The organism is Pantoea sp. EKM101V (assembly GCF_011800325.1).
Lineage (GTDB): Bacteria > Pseudomonadota > Gammaproteobacteria > Enterobacterales > Enterobacteriaceae > Pantoea > Pantoea anthophila.
The window spans coordinates 66,582-79,779 of record NZ_JAALFP010000007.1 but is presented as its reverse complement, the minus strand read 5'-3'; the positions used below and the strand labels follow the sequence as shown (position 1 = coordinate 79,779).

Below are 13,198 nucleotides of genomic sequence, written 5' to 3'. Positions count from 1 at the left end.
TTCTGAAAGCCGGCGTCAGCCGGCTTTTCTCTGTCGTCTCTTTCAGGTTCTGCCCGGCCCCCGCATTTATCCGCTTCATTTCGCTTATCTGAACATCATATTAAAACCGGCGTTACATTAATGAATTATTGATTCGCTAATGCGAATCGTTTTATTACATGCAGCGCGCTGTTTATCACAATTTTACTATGGGCAACCTTTTTCCCATTCGCTATCTTTCGCCTGCTCTCCGATCTGTTTACATCAGAGAGAGCAGGAAAAAGATAAGCTGATCTATTTAATCAATAAGGACATTAACAATGAGAGAAATTAACGAGAAAGAAATTGCGGCGGTAAGCGGTGCTGGCCTGCCTGAATTTCTGGGTGACGTGAACAGCGCACTGACGGACGTTTCGGGTTTACTGGAGAGCACCCTGACGTCGCTGAAGGAAAGCACCACATTCGGAGAGCGACTGAGTCTGACCTTCAGAGCCCTCGGCCTGAACGTGGCCAAAAGCTTTCTGACCGCCTTTTCCGGCTTCCTGACGACAATATCGGCCTGATTTATTTACCCTGTTTGTACGATTGCGCAAACAGGAGAGGCTGAAGCATGCCTGAAACGTTATCAGGCATGCTCTTTAAGCAAAAACAGAAAACGAAAAAGCCACTCGCGCTGACATGCGTTATTCGCTGAGCGGAGGATAAATATCAAAGCGATGACTTTTAGTCACTACGGCGGCCTGCGTCACCACACCCGCCAGCGGCGGCGCATAGTCTGGCCGTTTTACCACAATGCGTTTTCTGGCCAGCCGGCGGGCAGGCTCCAGTAACGCATCCGCATCCTCATCCGGCCCCACCAGCGACTGAAAGACCCGCATCTCTTTTTTCACCAGCGCACTTTTCTGGCGATGGGGATACATCGGATCGAGATAAACGACGTCAGGTGGTGGCGTGATATCACCCAGTGCCTGGGCACTGGCCGCATGAATCAGCGTCAGCCGCTCGCGCAGCCAGGGACCGATTTCCGCATCCTGATAGCCACGCTGCAGACCATCTTCCAGCAGTGCTGCCACCACCGGATGGCGCTCCAGCATCCGTACCCGGCAGCCCAGCGCCGCCAGCACAAACGCATCGCGTCCCAGACCGGCGGTCGCATCGACCACATCCGGCAGATAACTGCCTTTGATGCCGACCGCTTTGGCGACGGCTTCACCGCGTCCTCCGCCGAAACGACGGCGATGGGCCATGGCACCGGTGACGAAATCAACAAAAATACCGCCCAGCTTTGGCTCATCCCGCTTACGCAGTTCAAGGTGGGTCGCGGTCTGCACCAGCGCCAGCAGCGCGGTGTCATCCTGCTCCAGCTGCCAGCGCTGCGCTAAACGTGACAAGGCGCCGTCTCCGGCGCCTGATTCATCGAGCAAACAGATTTTCACGAACCGACTTATCCCTGAATGCCGTAATGTTCCAGCATCGCATCGAGCTGCGGCTCACGGCCACGGAAGCGCTTAAACAGCTCCATTGGCTCTTCCGAACCGCCGCGCGTCAGGATGTTATCCAGGAACGACTGGCCGGTTTCGCGGTTGAAGATCCCCTCCTCTTCAAAACGGGAATAGGCATCCGCCGCCAGCACGTCCGCCCACAGATAGCTGTAGTAACCTGCCGCATAGCCGCCTGCAAAGATATGGCTGAAGGCGTGCGGGAAACGGCCCCATTCCGGCCCCGGCACCACCGCCACGCGGCTTTTCACTTCACGCAGGGTTTCCAGAATCTGCGCGCCTTTTTCCGGGTTGAATTCGGTATGCAGACGGAAATCGAACAGGCCGAACTCCAGCTGACGCAGGATAAACAGCGCGGCCTGATAGTTCTTCGCCGCCAGCATTTTATCCAGCAGGGCTTTCGGCAGCGGTTCGCCGGTCTCATAGTGTCCGGAGATAAACGCCAGCGCATCCGGCTCCCAGCACCAGTTTTCCATAAACTGGCTTGGCAGTTCGACCGCATCCCATGGCACACCGCTGATACCGGAAACGCCAGGCGCTTCGATGCGGGTCAGCATGTGGTGCAGACCGTGACCGAACTCATGGAACAGGGTAATCACTTCGTCATGGGTGAAGAGCGCAGGTTTCCCCTTCACCGGACGGTTAAAGTTACAGGTCAGATAGGCGACCGGCTTCTGCAGGGTGCCATCGGCTTTACGCATCTGACCCACGCAGTCATCCATCCAGGCGCCGCCACGTTTGTGTTCGCGGGCATAGAGGTCGAGATAGAAGCTGCCGCGCAGTTCGCCGGTTTCGTCGAACAGATCGTAGAACTTCACGTCAGGATGATAGACCTCAACGTCGTTACGCTGCTTCGCACTGATGCCGTAGATGCGTTTGACCACTTCAAACAGGCCAGCGACCGCACGCGCTTCCGGGAAGTATGGGCGCAGCTGCTCATCACTGATGGTATAGAGATGCTGCTTCTGCTTTTCCCCGTAATAGGTGAGATCCCACGGATTCAGCTCTTCAACGCCATGCTCTTTTTTCGCGAAGGCGCGCAGCTGCTCCAGCTCTTTTTCCCCCTGCGGACGGGCGCGTTCGGCCAGGTCATTCAGGAAGTCGATCACCTGAGACGGGCTCTGGGCCATTTTGGTCGCCAGCGATTTGTCGGCGTAAGAGTCAAAGCCCAGCAGCTGTGCCAGCTCGTGACGCAGCGCCAGCTCTTCCGCCATGATCGGGCCGTTATCCCATTTACCGGCGTTTGGCCCCTGATCGGAGGCGCGTGTCGCATAGGCGCGATACATCTCTTCACGCAGCGCCGCGTTGTCGCAGTAGGTCATCACCGGCAGATAGCTTGGGATATCCAGAGTCAGCAGCCAGCCCTCCTGCTCTTTGGCTTCGGCCTGCGCTTTCGCCGCCGCCAGCGCACTTTCTGGCATACCGGCCAGCTCACTTTCGTCGGTGATCAGTTTGCTCCAGCCCATGGTGGCATCCAGCACGTTGTTGCTGTACGCCGAGCCCAGCTCGGAGAGGCGCGCGGCGATTTCGCCATAGCGCTGCTGCTTCTCTTTCGGCAGCCCGATACCGGAAAGCTCAAAATCGCGCAGGGCGTTATCTACCGCTTTCTTCTGCGCCAGATCCAGGGTCGCGTATTGATCGCCCTCTTTCAGATCGCGATACGCCTGATACAGTCCCTCATGCTGACCCACCCAGGTGCTGTACTCCGACAGCAGCGGCAGCGTCTGCTCATAGGCTTCGCGCAGCTCCGGGCTGTTCTTCACGGCATTGAGATGGCTGACCGGCGAGAAGATACGGCTCAGGCGGTCATCCGTTTCAGCCAGCGGCTGAACCAGGTTATCCCAGGTGTAAGGCGCGCCGTGCGCCACGACCTTCTCAACTTCTGCGCGACACTGACTGAGCACTTCAGTCACGGCAGGCACCACATGTTCAGGCTGGATGGCAGAAAAAGGGGGAAGCGTAAAAGATGTCAGTAGCGGATTGGTCATAGCGCAGTCCTTTATGGATGTATGGGGCGCAGCGGGTCGCGCAACGCAATCTCAATAACATGCGGCTTAGTGTAGCGAAAATCAATGGCAGGCAGGATGAGGTGAGGAAGAAACCGCCGGATCGCGCGCCCCGATTTGTTGTCACGCTTCTGGCACATCGCCCGCCCATCCCTGATATAATCGCGGATTCTCATGCTTTTCCTGCGTCGGGTGCTGTGCGTCGTTCTGTGGGTAATACGTGAGGTAATAATTGGTACAAATTGATTTCCCATCGATTAAAACCTTATACATTCAACAGGATAAACAATGCTGAGTTATCGCCATAGCTTCCATGCTGGCAACCACGCCGACGTACTGAAGCACACCGTGCTGAGTCTGATCATTACGGCGCTGAAAGAGAAAGAGAAACCGTTCTTCTACCTGGATACCCATGCTGGCGCGGGCCGCTATCAGCTCAGCGGTGAACACGCCGAGCGCACCGGCGAATATCTGGAAGGCATCTCCCGCATCTGGCAGCAGCCCGATGCGCCTGAACTGCTGCAACCCTACTTTGATGCGATTGCTGCGCTGAACCGCAGTGGCACGCTGCGCTACTATCCCGGCTCGCCGCTGATTGCCCGTCACCTGCTGCGTGAAGATGACAAACTGCAGCTTACGGAACTGCACTCCAGCGACTACCCGCTGCTGCGTAACGAGTTCAGCAAAGATAAGCGCGCACGCGTCGATCGTGCCGACGGCTATCAGCAGCTGAAAGCGAAGCTGCCCCCGCTGTCGCGTCGTGGTCTGGTGCTGATCGACCCGCCCTACGAGATGAAAAGCGATTATCAGGCGGTGGTGAAAGGCATTCAGGAAGGCCATAAGCGTTTCAGCACCGGCGTTTTTGCGCTGTGGTATCCGGTGGTGTTACGTCAGCAGATCAAACACATGCTGCGCGATCTGGAAGCCACCGGTATCCGCAATATCCTGCAGATTGAACTGGCTACCCGTCCTGACAGCGATCAGCGCGGCATGACCGCTTCCGGCATGATCGTGATTAACCCGCCGTGGAAGCTGGCGCAACAGATGGAAACCCTGCTGCCGTGGCTGCATCAGAAGCTGGTGCCCGCCGGAACCGGCCACGCGGTCGTGAACCAGATCGTGCCTGAATAAGTGCGTCCGGCCTGATGTGGCTCCTGCTGGCCGGTGCGCTGGCCGCGCTGCAACCCGCCCGACGGCTGGCTCTCCTGCTGTTAGCGTTCGCCGTCGGAGTGGGGTTCTATCAGCATGTTCTGACGTGGCCGGTGCTGCCGTTGCTGGCCGGCACCGGGGTGCTGGTCGCGCTGCGTCTCTGGCATACGGCCCCTTCCCGGCGGCACCGCCTCAGCGAAGCCCTGCTGGTTGTGATTGCCATGGGGTTATTTCTGCATCTCTTTCCCAGCTTTGCTAATCCCCGCCAGGTTGATGAGGTGCGTGCTGGCGCGCAGAGCGTGCCTTTCAGTTTTTCCTTTAACTTCGATAAAGCCCTGGTTCCCTTTGTGCTGCTGGCCGCGCTGCCCACCCTCTTCCGCGCCCCTGCCCACCCGCCGCGCTTTCGCTGGCTCAGTGCGCTGGCGTTAATCGCCGCGGTTCCGCTGCTGCTCGGTAGCGCCGTGCTGTCGGGCGGCCTGGCGATTGAGCCTCACTTTCCGCCGTGGCTGGGGGCGTTTGTGCTGGCGAATCTCTTCTTTGTTTCGCTGGCCGAAGAGGCGCTGTTCCGGGGTTATCTGCAACAGCGGCTGAGAGAGGCGCTGGGGGGGATGCCCGCGCTGCTGCTAAGCGCACTGCTGTTCGGACTGGCGCACGCCCCCGGCGGCGTGCTGCTGGTGATTTTTGCCACCCTGGCGGGAGGATTGTACGGCCTGGCGTGGCACTGGAGCGGCCGCTTATGGCTGGCGACCCTCCTGCACTTTGCCCTGAATCTTACCCATCTGCTGCTGTTCACCTATCCGGCGCTGCAACATTAAACGGTGAAGACCGCCAGGTCGCTCGCCAGCTCGGTGCGGGGGAAAATCGTCTGGCACTCGGCCAGCAGGCGGCTCATATCCTTTGCCAGATAGCGGGAGCTGAAGTGAGTGGCGATCAGCCGTTTGGCTCCGGCGCGCTTTGCCACGTCGGCCGCCTGCAGGGTAGTGGAGTGTCCGCGTCCGTTGGCTTTCTCCTCCATCGCCGCCTCCAGCGTGGTTTCATGCACCATCAGGTCAACATCCGCCGCCAGCTGCAACGCGACATCGGTCGGCGCCGTATCGCCAAAGATGGCCAGCTTTTTGCCCGGCGTCGACGGGCCGAGATAATCCGCGCCATTGACCACCCGCCCATCTTCCAGCGTCACGCATTCCCCCTGTTTCAGCTGCTGAAACCATGGCCCGCGCGGAACCCCTTCCGCTTTCAGCCGCGCGGCATCCAGCAGGCCGGGTTTGTCGTGCTGCTCAATGCGATAACCAAAACACGCAACCGGATGGTTCAGCGGCCAGGCACTGATCCGGAACTCGCCATCATCCAGCGTCCAGCCCGCCTCAATCTCAACAATGTTCAGCGGATAGTCGGTGTAGGAGCCGCTGATCGCCAGCGCCGTTTCAACAAAGGTCTTTAAGCCTTTCGGGCCATAGACCGTCATCGGGGTGGTTAACCCGGCCATTGAGCGGCTGGTGAGCAGCCCCGGCAGACCAAAAATATGGTCGCCATGCAGATGGGTGATAAAAATCTTATCCAGCTTGCCCGGTTTCAGGCCGGAGCGCATAAACTGTAACTGCGTGCCCTCGCCGCAGTCGAACAGCCAGGTTTCCCCGCTCAGTGCGCGGGTGAAGGCGATGGCGGTGACGTTACGTTGCAGGCTGGGCGCACCGCCGCCGGTGCCGAGAAAAGTAAGGTGCATGGTATGCTTCCCTGAAAGCGATGAAAAAACAGAACCCTATTACAATCATAGGCGCAATCTTTGCGTCATTTCGACCGACAGCGTTACACTCAACCCCAAATTTTTATGCAACCGGATGGATACTTCAATGACCCGACATTTCGACTATCTCGCCATTGGCGGCGGCAGCGGCGGCATCGCTTCAATTAACCGTGCGGCCATGTATGGCCAGAAATGTGCCCTGATTGAAGCCAAAGAGCTGGGCGGCACCTGCGTGAACGTAGGTTGTGTGCCGAAGAAAATCATGTGGCACGCCGCGCAAATCGCCGAAGCTATCCATCTGTACGGGCCGGATTATGGCTTCGACACCACCGTGAATCGTTTCGACTGGGCCACGCTGGTCAAAAACCGCAGCGCCTATATCGATCGTATCCACAACTCCTATGACAACGTGCTGGGTAAAAACAAAGTCGAAGTGATTAAAGGCTTTGCCCGGTTTGTCGATGCGCACAGCGTGGAAGTCAACGGCGAGATTATCACAGCCAGCCATATTCTGATCGCCACGGGCGGCCGCCCGGTTCATCCTTCGATTCCGGGTGCGGAGTACGGTATTGATTCTGACGGCTTCTTCGAGCTGGACGCCCTGCCAAAGCGCACCGCGGTGATCGGTGCAGGCTACATCGCGGTGGAGCTGGCCGGTGTGGTGAACGCGCTGGGATCGGAAACCCATCTGTTCGTGCGTAAACACGCGCCGCTGCGCAGCTTTGATCCCCTGCTCAGCGAGACGCTGGTAGAAGTGATGAACAGCGAAGGGCCGATGTTGCACACCGAAGCCGTTCCGAAAGCCGTGATTAAAAACGAAGATGGCAGCCTGACGCTGCAGCTGGAAAACGGCAGCGACTACACCGTGGACTGCCTGGTCTGGGCGATTGGCCGTGAGCCTGAAACGGACAATCTCAATATTCAGGCCGCGGGCGTGGCGCTGGATGAGAAAGGCTACATCCGCGTCGATAAGTTCCAGAACACCAATGTGTCGGGCGTTTACGCCGTGGGTGATAACACCGGTGCGGTTGAACTGACCCCGGTGGCGGTGGCCGCGGGCCGTCGCCTCTCTGAGCGTCTGTTTAACAACAAGCCGGACGAGCATCTCGACTACAGCAATGTCCCGACCGTGGTGTTCAGCCATCCGCCGATTGGCACCGTCGGTCTGACAGAGCCGCAGGCGCGTGAACAGTATGGCGACGATCAGGTGAAGGTCTACAAATCGTCGTTTACGGCGATGTACACCGCCGTGACGCAGCATCGCCAGCCGTGCCGCATGAAGCTGGTCTGTGTGGGTGCCGATGAGAAGATTGTCGGGATTCACGGTATCGGATTCGGCATGGATGAGATGCTGCAGGGCTTCGCCGTGGCGCTGAAAATGGGTGCGACGAAGAAAGACTTCGACAACACCGTGGCGATCCACCCGACCGCAGCGGAAGAGTTTGTGACCATGCGCTAGCAATCTCCCCCTGCGCATGACTGACCGTTACCCGCTGACACGTTGCTCTGCGGGTAACGGCTTCAATTAAAATAGGTTTCCCGCAACGGCGTCAATGCCGCACCCAGTGCCGAGCTGTCCCCCTCAATGGCGCTGAGCAGAATATCGGGATATTCCGCAGAAATTCCCCAGCGTTCACCCGAGCTCGTGCGCGGCATGGCTAAAAACATCTCGCCCAGCTGACGGGGAATTTCACCCCCTAATATGATGGCGCCGGGATCGATCACCGCATTCATGGCATCCATTGCCCGATGCAGATTTGGCGTTACGTCTTTTACCCACTGTTGCGCAATCGGCCAGGCCGGATCGAATTTATCATTGAGATCGCGTATATCTCTGATTTCAATACCGCCATCACGTAACCGATCGATCAGGATCCCCAGGGCCGGGCGTAGCTTGCCCTCTTCCGGCGTAAAAATACGGCTGATCTCCCCCGCATTCCCGAATGCCCCCTGGAACGGTTTACCGTTAATCACGATGCCACCGCCAAAACCATAATTAAAAGAGAGATAGCCAAACGTATCATATTTCAGCCCGGCGCCTAAAAAGGCTTCAGCGTGCGCCGCCGTTGTGGCGTTATTTTCAATCCATACCGGTCGATCAAATAACATGGTAATTTCACGATGCAGATCGATGCCCATCCACGCTTTTAAAGGTTCAGGCGGATTGAAATACTTTCGTGATTCATAAAGAAAGCCCGCCATGCTGTATCCCACCCCACAGACTTTTTCTGGCGAAATACCATATTGTTTTAAGGTATCCAGATAGTGATGTCTGATATTCAGTAAGGTCCGGGCAGGATCGCGCGGGTGCGTATCCAGTACGCAGTATTCTGTAATGCCGCCCCGGAAATTAATCAGGCTGGCGGCCACGCTGTCTGAGTTAATCGAGATGCCGTAACCATAACGCGCGTTCGCATTGAGGGATAACGACGGGCTGGGCTTTCCTCTTCCCTGGGACGGCGATTCACCCAGGCTGAGAAAGCCGTTTTCGGTCAGCGTATCAACAATGCGGTGAACAGATGACTGATTCAGAATGGTTTGCGAAACCAGCGAGGAGCGGGAAATGCCATCGTTGCGGCGGACAAGCTCAAGAATGAGTTTTTCACTGCGATTAAGTTCGACTTCATGACCAGCGGAATATCCATAAACCACAGCGTTCTCCTCACCCTGTTTAATAATGCCTTCTGTTAACAACCTAGCATGCTTTTATGCATAGCGAATAGTTAAAGACCCTGCCCTGGCATTTTCGTTAAATGTGCCGATATTCAGCCTATCCTGCCCTGCCTTACACGATCATAAAAGCGTCATAATAGTGAAACATTACGAGGGGAGACTCCAATATCATGCAATGAGCATGATATTAAAAACGTGCCTTATGTACGGACTGGCACTTTCGCCGTGCACAGGGCTCTGCCTTCATTTACACACTTTTTTTGTGCATCAGGTGAACAATGGAAACGCGCTTAAAGGTTGCTGAACGCATCGCGCAGGAGGCCTCGCTTTTGGCTCTGGACTATTTCAGACGGCTAAAAGAGTCAGAGATCGGCGAAAAAAGGCCGCAGGATCTCTTCAGTGAAGCCGATCGGGAAGTGGAAAATCTGATTCGGCAGCGCCTGGAACATCACTTCCCACAGGATGCCATTATCGGGGAAGAGCATGGTGGTGAGCCCGGCGCCAGCTACTGGTCTGTTGATCCGATTGATGGTACGAGTAACTTCCTGCGCGGCTCATCCCTGTGGGGGATTTCTGTTGGCTATGTGATCGATGGCGAGCCGGTGATGGGCGTGATCGTCCATCCGGCTTTAAACCTCATGCTGAGCGGCGGCAAAGAGACAGGGCTTTATCTGAATGGCGAACCCTTTCAACGTCCCGTGGTCGCCGAAGCGCTGAAAACCGTGGCGATTGGCGACAGTCAATCATGGGATTTCACCCATCAGCTCTGTATTGAAAAGGCGTATCGGGACGACGGCTGGAATGTGGTGCGCTATCGCTGTACCACCGCAGGGTTAAGCTTTAGCGTGCTGGGTTACGTCGACGGTTATCAGGAATGTTTTAGCAGCATGTGGGACGTTTCTGCGGGTTATGCGCTCTGTAAAGCAGCGGGACTGGATGCGCATCTTGCCGGTTCACAGGAAAAGAGCAGAACACATGTTAGTGTCGGGACAGCCGAAATGAATCGCCTTTCCGCCCGGTTTATCCCTTACCCGCGTTTTACGCCCGCCTGACCACGCATCGCCTCCGGCTTACCTCATCACGGCATTTCAGGACAGCGTGACCCCGCTGTCCTGCCCGCTATGCACGTTCACCCGGCTCTCTGCACCAAATATTAATCACAACGCATGAAAATGGTTAGCGTGTTAAACGTACGATTCTGAATTAAACGCCTACTCAACTGTTATGTATAGGTTTTAAAAAGTTAATAAATTCTTAACCTGCCTGAAATTGCTTAACTCCGATACGCCAAATTATTATGCGCCTCGCATTAATTAAAAAGTCCCTGGCACTCTATGACGGAGCCGCTCAACGTGAACACGCTAGAAATTCACAATGCCATGCTGACGTTCGACGATTTTGTCGCGCTGAACGGCATTTCACTGCAGGCCAGAAAAGGGCAATTTGTTTCCCTGCTTGGCCCCTCTGGCTGTGGCAAAACCACGCTGCTTAAAGTTATTGCCGGCTTCTACACGCTTGATAGTGGCAACGTCCTGATCCACCAGCAGGACATGCATCATGTCAAACCTGAACATCGCGATACGGCGATGTGCTTCCAGTCCTATGCGCTGTTTCCTCACCTCTCCGTTGCTGAAAATATCGGGTTCGGCCTCAGGCAACGGAAGATGGAAAAAACAGACATTCACGTTCGCGTCGCGCAGACCGCCGCGCAGGTTTCGTTAAATGCCCATTTATCTAAACTGCCAGCGCAGTTATCCGGCGGTCAGCAGCAGCGTGTCGCGCTGGCCAGAGCGCTGGCCGTGCGTCCGGAAATCGTGTTGTTTGATGAGCCACTGTCAAATCTGGATGCCAGATTACGCGACAAGGTACGACTGGAGATCAGACAGCTTCAGCGCGTCCATGGGTTTACCGCCATTTATGTTACCCACGACCGCGCAGAAGCCCTGTCGATGTCTGACATTGTGGTGGTCATGAATGCCGGAAAGATTGAGCAAACCGGAACGCCGGATGAGATCTACTATTCCCCGGTAAACCGCTTTGTCGCCGGTTTCGTCGGTCAGGCTAACGTCATGAAAGCCCGCGTACTGGAGAGCGACAACAGCACCGGTATTTATCGCATTGCGTGCGTACTGGGCGAAATGGAAATCCATAGCCCTGTGCCGCCTGTATCGGACGAGGTCTATACCTTCTGGCGCCCTGAGGATGCCGTACTCAGCGAACAGCGTGCCGGAAAAAATACGCGGGCCTTTGAGATCGGCGCGGTGAGTTTTCTGGGCAACCTTTCTGAACTCCAGGTTCATCCGCTGGGCCATGAAGAAACGGAATATCAGTGGTGCATCCAGCTGGTCGGTAAAAGCGCCATCCGCGAAGGGGACACCGTTAATTTCTCTCTTCCGCCAGACAAGATCCGCTTTTTACGGGAAAGCTATTCATGAAAACGCGCACCCGGAACAGGCTCTGCTGGTTGCTGGTTCTGCCTGCGGTCGCGCCGGTCATCATCACACTGATGCTGATTGTGATCATGGCACTGGCGCAATCCGTTGGCCTGTTTAATTTTGGCGCCCCGGCGCGCTTTACGCTTCACTACTGGCAAACCATTCTGAATGACAGCCAGCTGTGGCGCGCGACAGGCTACTCGCTCAGAATCGGCGTGATCAGTGCGGTGCTGTCCGTTGCCCTGGCGCTTCCGCTGGCACTCTGGCTGAGAAAGCCTTTCCCCGGCTCAATGCTGATGAGCGGCTTACTCAAAGCCCCGCTGATGGTACACGGGCTGGTGGCTGCGCTGCTGTTTATCAACCTGATTTCCTGGCAGGGCTTTATTAACCTGGGCCTGGTCCGGCTGGGGATCCTCTCTCACCCCATGAGAATGCAGAATGACCGCTGGGGCATTGGCGTGATTATTTTGCAGGTCTGGAAACAGCTTCCCTATGCGCTGCTGATCATGACCGGCAGCCTGCGCGCGATTGGCGATGAAATTTTCAATGCCGCGCGGGATTTAGGTGCCGGCAAGCGTGCCCGGTTGTTACAGATCATCCTGCCCTTATCTGTCAGATCCGTTCAGGTATCGCTGGTGCTGATCTTCATCGGCGCCCTGGGTGACTTTTCCTTCCAGGTCGTTGCGGGGCCAACCAGCGTATTCTCTCTTTCGCAATACATGCTGCGCTTCCCTGAAATCAGCGCACAGGGCTGGAATCTTGCGGCCGTTGTCGCGGTGATTTTAATGCTGGCGGCTTTTGTCGGTGCAGTCGTGCTTGCCGCCCTGGCGAAGTGGCTGCAACAAGCCGGAGAACAGAGATAATGAGAGCCAGAGAGACCTTATCCCCGCTGCGTATCGTCATGATGACCCTTATCGCCGCCCTGTTTATGCTGTGGCTGGTTATTCCCTTTATGCTGACCGTGCTGTGGTCACTGGTCGATAAAACCCATCCGTGGGCATGGCCAGATGCCCTGCCGCCGGTTCTCTCACTGGGACGCTGGGTGGAGGTCTGGACCACGACCGCGTTACCGCAGGCGCTCAGGAACAGCTATTTACTGGCGGCAGCCGTCTCCGTCTGCACGCTGATGTTGTCTCTGCCTGCCGCGTGGGCGTTTGGCAGAATGTCGTTTACGGGCAAACACCTTTTACAGAATGCGATCTTATTGCCGCTTATCGTTCCGGGCTTTGTCGTCGCGCTGTTTTTTTCCATGTTGCTCAACGTGGTGGGCATTCACAGCCGGTTTGGCGGCATTTTACTGGGGCATATGATTATCCTGATGCCTTATGCCGTGCGCATTCTGACCCTGTCGTTTTCGCAGATACGCCAGGACACGCTCGATGCGGCACGAGATATGGGCGCTTCGGCGATGAACCGGTTTTTAGTGGCCTGCCTGCCCACCCTCAGACCGGGAATATTTGCCGCATTAATTATTGTCTTTACGTTATCCATAGAGGAGTTCGCCATAAGTTTTATTGTGGGCTCACCCGATTTTATTACCGTCCCTGCCATTCTCTATTCTTATCTGGGTTATAACTTTATCCGACCCAATGCGGCGGTCATTTCTTTAATGCTGGTTGTACCGAATGTCATTTTAATGTTGATTGCAGAAAAATTACTGACAAAAAATCCTGTCGCCTCCTTTGCGGGAAAAGGCTGACACTCTTTAATACG

General features: G+C 56.1%; 13 protein-coding genes. 8 read left to right on the top strand and 5 right to left on the bottom strand.

The window, feature by feature from the left end; genetic code table 11:
• The first annotated feature begins 299 nt into the window (after positions 1-299).
• The gene (locus HFD92_RS12715; protein ID WP_167429053.1) at positions 300-542 is read left to right on the top strand and encodes a hypothetical protein; all 243 of its coding nucleotides are present in this window, start codon (positions 300-302) and stop codon (positions 540-542) included.
• Between the two features lie 120 nt (positions 543-662).
• On the opposite strand, the gene rsmJ is transcribed toward HFD92_RS12715, so the two are convergent.
• From rsmJ to HFD92_RS12700, 3 genes are read right to left on the bottom strand one after another with little or no spacing between them, the layout of a single operon-like run.
• A complete protein-coding gene (gene rsmJ, locus HFD92_RS12710; RefSeq protein ID WP_046100774.1) occupies positions 663-1,415 on the bottom strand; it encodes a 16S rRNA (guanine(1516)-N(2))-methyltransferase RsmJ in 753 nt (250 codons plus the stop codon).
• An 8-nt stretch (positions 1,416-1,423) separates the two neighbouring features.
• The gene (prlC, locus tag HFD92_RS12705; RefSeq protein ID WP_111207843.1) at positions 1,424-3,466 is read right to left on the bottom strand and encodes an oligopeptidase A; all 2,043 of its coding nucleotides are present in this window, start codon (positions 3,464-3,466) and stop codon (positions 1,424-1,426) included.
• Positions 3,467-3,477: 11 nt separating this feature from the next.
• Positions 3,478-3,660 (bottom strand): hypothetical protein, encoded by a 183-nt coding sequence (locus HFD92_RS12700; RefSeq protein ID WP_058956941.1) that lies wholly within the window; start codon positions 3,658-3,660, stop codon positions 3,478-3,480.
• Between the two features lie 112 nt (positions 3,661-3,772).
• On the opposite strand from HFD92_RS12700, the gene HFD92_RS12695 reads away from it, so the two are divergent.
• Together HFD92_RS12695 and HFD92_RS12690 are read left to right on the top strand one after the other, a co-directional pair.
• Positions 3,773-4,615, top strand: a complete 843-nt coding sequence (locus HFD92_RS12695; RefSeq protein WP_009087873.1) for a 23S rRNA (adenine(2030)-N(6))-methyltransferase RlmJ — start codon at positions 3,773-3,775, stop codon at positions 4,613-4,615.
• Between the two features lie 14 nt (positions 4,616-4,629).
• Positions 4,630-5,448 carry a CPBP family intramembrane glutamic endopeptidase gene (locus HFD92_RS12690; protein WP_167429052.1) on the top strand — a complete coding sequence of 273 codons (819 nt, stop codon included), beginning with the start codon at positions 4,630-4,632 and terminating at the stop codon, positions 5,446-5,448.
• Here the strand turns inward: HFD92_RS12690 and rnz are convergent.
• Positions 5,445-6,356 (bottom strand): ribonuclease Z, encoded by a 912-nt coding sequence (gene rnz, locus HFD92_RS12685; RefSeq protein ID WP_167429051.1) that lies wholly within the window; start codon positions 6,354-6,356, stop codon positions 5,445-5,447. The genes HFD92_RS12690 and rnz overlap by 4 nt on opposite strands.
• Before the next feature lie 127 nt (positions 6,357-6,483).
• On the opposite strand from rnz, the gene gorA reads away from it, so the two are divergent.
• Complete coding sequence (gene gorA / locus HFD92_RS12680) at positions 6,484-7,836, top strand: glutathione-disulfide reductase (protein WP_009087879.1); 1,353 nt, start codon at positions 6,484-6,486, stop codon at positions 7,834-7,836.
• 62 nt (positions 7,837-7,898) lie between these two features.
• On the opposite strand, the gene HFD92_RS12675 is transcribed toward gorA, so the two are convergent.
• Complete coding sequence (locus HFD92_RS12675) at positions 7,899-9,029, bottom strand: ROK family transcriptional regulator (protein WP_033736475.1); 1,131 nt, start codon at positions 9,027-9,029, stop codon at positions 7,899-7,901.
• A 299-nt stretch (positions 9,030-9,328) separates the two neighbouring features.
• Between HFD92_RS12675 and HFD92_RS12670 the strand changes: the two genes are divergently transcribed.
• The 4 genes from HFD92_RS12670 to HFD92_RS12655 all read left to right on the top strand — a co-directional run bounded on the left by HFD92_RS12670 (position 9,329) and on the right by HFD92_RS12655 (position 13,184).
• Entirely contained in the window at positions 9,329-10,102 is a 774-nt protein-coding gene (locus HFD92_RS12670) for an inositol monophosphatase family protein (RefSeq protein ID WP_167429050.1), read from the top strand.
• Between the two features lie 282 nt (positions 10,103-10,384).
• Positions 10,385-11,485 (top strand): ABC transporter ATP-binding protein, encoded by a 1,101-nt coding sequence (locus HFD92_RS12665; RefSeq protein ID WP_167429049.1) that lies wholly within the window; start codon positions 10,385-10,387, stop codon positions 11,483-11,485.
• A complete protein-coding gene (locus HFD92_RS12660) occupies positions 11,482-12,348 on the top strand; it encodes an ABC transporter permease (protein ID WP_167429048.1) in 867 nt (288 codons plus the stop codon). Before HFD92_RS12665 ends, HFD92_RS12660 begins: the two co-directional genes overlap by 4 nt.
• The gene (locus HFD92_RS12655; RefSeq protein WP_140925612.1) at positions 12,348-13,184 is read left to right on the top strand and encodes an ABC transporter permease; all 837 of its coding nucleotides are present in this window, start codon (positions 12,348-12,350) and stop codon (positions 13,182-13,184) included. Before HFD92_RS12660 ends, HFD92_RS12655 begins: the two co-directional genes overlap by 1 nt.
• The last annotated feature ends 14 nt before the right edge of the window (positions 13,185-13,198 follow it).

Excerpts from the sequence above, each read along its gene's own strand:
- HFD92_RS12670 (WP_167429050.1), top strand. The coding sequence starts at position 9,329 with ATGGAAACGCGCTTAAAGGTTGCTGAACGCATCGCGCAGGAGGCCTCG.
- gorA (WP_009087879.1), top strand. The coding sequence starts at position 6,484 with ATGACCCGACATTTCGACTATCTCGCCATTGGCGGCGGCAGCGGCGGC.
- HFD92_RS12715 (WP_167429053.1), top strand. The coding sequence starts at position 300 with ATGAGAGAAATTAACGAGAAAGAAATTGCGGCGGTAAGCGGTGCTGGC.
- HFD92_RS12700 (WP_058956941.1), bottom strand. The coding sequence starts at position 3,660 with ATGAGAATCCGCGATTATATCAGGGATGGGCGGGCGATGTGCCAGAAG.
- prlC (WP_111207843.1), bottom strand. The coding sequence starts at position 3,466 with ATGACCAATCCGCTACTGACATCTTTTACGCTTCCCCCTTTTTCTGCC.
- rnz (WP_167429051.1), bottom strand. The coding sequence starts at position 6,356 with ATGCACCTTACTTTTCTCGGCACCGGCGGCGGTGCGCCCAGCCTGCAA.
- HFD92_RS12690 (WP_167429052.1), top strand. The coding sequence starts at position 4,630 with ATGTGGCTCCTGCTGGCCGGTGCGCTGGCCGCGCTGCAACCCGCCCGA.
- HFD92_RS12695 (WP_009087873.1), top strand. The coding sequence starts at position 3,773 with ATGCTGAGTTATCGCCATAGCTTCCATGCTGGCAACCACGCCGACGTA.
- HFD92_RS12665 (WP_167429049.1), top strand. The coding sequence starts at position 10,385 with ATGACGGAGCCGCTCAACGTGAACACGCTAGAAATTCACAATGCCATG.
- HFD92_RS12655 (WP_140925612.1), top strand. The coding sequence starts at position 12,348 with ATGAGAGCCAGAGAGACCTTATCCCCGCTGCGTATCGTCATGATGACC.
- HFD92_RS12660 (WP_167429048.1), top strand. The coding sequence starts at position 11,482 with ATGAAAACGCGCACCCGGAACAGGCTCTGCTGGTTGCTGGTTCTGCCT.